Genomic DNA, 1,838 nt, shown 5'->3' on the forward strand with positions numbered 1-1,838 from the left:
TCAGGTCGCCGGTGGCGATGGCGCCCAGCAGGGCGGACAACTGCGACAGGTTGCGGTCGCTGGTGGCCATCATCGCGTTCAGGCCCTGGACCATGGCCCGGAAGTCGTGCCGGAACGCGGTCTCGTCGCCGCGCGCGGCGAGGTCGCCGGCCGCGGCCGCGGTCGCCAGGCGCCGGATCTCGGCGTTGATGGCCAGCAGGCTGGCCTTGGCCGCGTCCATCGACTCGTGCAGGGTCGCGCGCGTGCCCGGCAGCCGCCGCGCGTCGCGCGACAGGTCGCCGTCGGCGTAGCAGCGCAGCACGTCGATCGCGTCGGTGATCGCGTCCAGGTGCTCGAACATCATGGTGTTGATGCCGACGGCCAGTTCCCCGTAGACCCCGGGGAAGTCCTCGGGCATGCGGTGGGAGATGTCCTGGCCGGCGTGCTGGGCGATCATCAGGCGCGTCTCCTGCGAGAAGCGCTTGAGCATCTGCACCATCTCGTCGGTGGCCTTGAGCATCTGCCCGACCTCGTCGGCGCCGTGCTCGCCGGTGCGCACCTCCAGGTCGCCGCGGGAGACGCCCAGCACCGCCTTCAGCGCGCGCCCGACCGAATCCAGCACCGCGCCGCCGATGGCCCAGCCGATGGCCATGTTCAGCAGCACCAGCAGGCCGCCGGCCAGGGTCATGATGCCGGTGAACTTCAGCGCCTGCAGCCGGGTGTCGTCCACGTACACGCCGGTGCCGATCACCCAGTCCCAAGGCGCGTACAGGGCGGCGTAGGTGATCTTGGGCTGCGGGGAGTCCTTGCCGGCCTTGGCCCAGGTGTAGTCGACGAAGCCGCCGCCTTCGCCGGCCACGCGGACGAACTCCGGGAAGATGCGCTTGCCGTCCGGGCTGAGCACGTCGGCGATGGGCTTGCCGATCAGGTCCGGGCGCGAGGGATGCATCAGCATCCTCGGTTCCTGGTCGGTGACGAAGAAGTAGTCCACGCCGCCGGAGGCCTGCATCGAGGCCAGCGCGTCCAGGGCGGCGGCCTGGGCGGCGGCCTGGTCCAGCTCGCCGGACTCGGCCCGGCGGGCGAAGCCCTCCACCACGCTCATGGCCATCTCCATCTGCGAGCGGAGCCCGGCCTTGCGGGTCTGGTTGAGGTCCACGTACTGCAGCCGCGCGGCGGCGATCGCCAGGGCGATGATGCCCAACGCCACGAAGGCGCTCTGCATCAGGAACTTGCGCTTCATCGGCATCCGCGAGAGCAGCCGGTGGATCGCGCGTGTCGGGTTCATGGGCTTTTGTCCGGGGCAGGGCGGGACGGTTGGGGGCATGGTGGATATCGGCCGCCGCCATGGAATCTTTCGCGGCCCGGGGTCGGGCGCACTCGCCATCGTCGGCACCGGCAAGGCCAGCGCGGGGCCGCCAGGCGCCTCGCGGTCGTCGGAAGCGGCGGTGCGGCGGCACGCCTGCGTGCGTGGCCGGCTGCCGGGCTTTCGGGGCGGCCGGAAAGCCGATGGCCCGGCGATTGCCGGGCCATCGGGCGATGCCGCGAGGAAGCGGGCGTGCGGGCTAGAACTCGGCCCAGTCGGCCTCGTTGATGATGGTGGCGGTGTTGTCGACCATGCGCGGTGGCGTGGCGGTACGCACCGGCGCCTTGCGCGCCGGGAGCGGCACGGCCGGCGGTGCGCTGGCGGCCGGCGCGGCGGCGGCCGGCGCCTGCGCGTCGATGCGGAACACGGCGATTTCCTGTGAGAGTGCGGCGGCCTGTTCTTCCATGGCGCGTGCGGCGGCGGAGGCTTCCTCGACCAGGGCGGCGTTCTGCTGGGTGGTCTCGTCCATCTGCACGATGGTCTGGTTGACCTGCTC

At 71.8% G+C, this 1,838-nt stretch carries 1 protein-coding gene and 1 pseudogene; both read right to left on the reverse strand.

Annotated elements, in window-relative coordinates; genetic code table 11:
* Positions 1-1,264 (reverse strand): cache domain-containing protein (locus tag HNR76_RS15240; RefSeq protein ID WP_246429190.1); only part of this gene is annotated, 1,264 nt, incomplete at its 3' end.
* Between the two features lie 277 nt (positions 1,265-1,541).
* A pseudogene (locus HNR76_RS15245) lies at positions 1,542-1,838 on the reverse strand (methyl-accepting chemotaxis protein); the annotation flags it as partial.

The sequence above is a fragment of the Pseudoxanthomonas broegbernensis genome (genome assembly GCF_014202435.1).
GTDB lineage: Bacteria > Pseudomonadota > Gammaproteobacteria > Xanthomonadales > Xanthomonadaceae > Pseudoxanthomonas > Pseudoxanthomonas broegbernensis.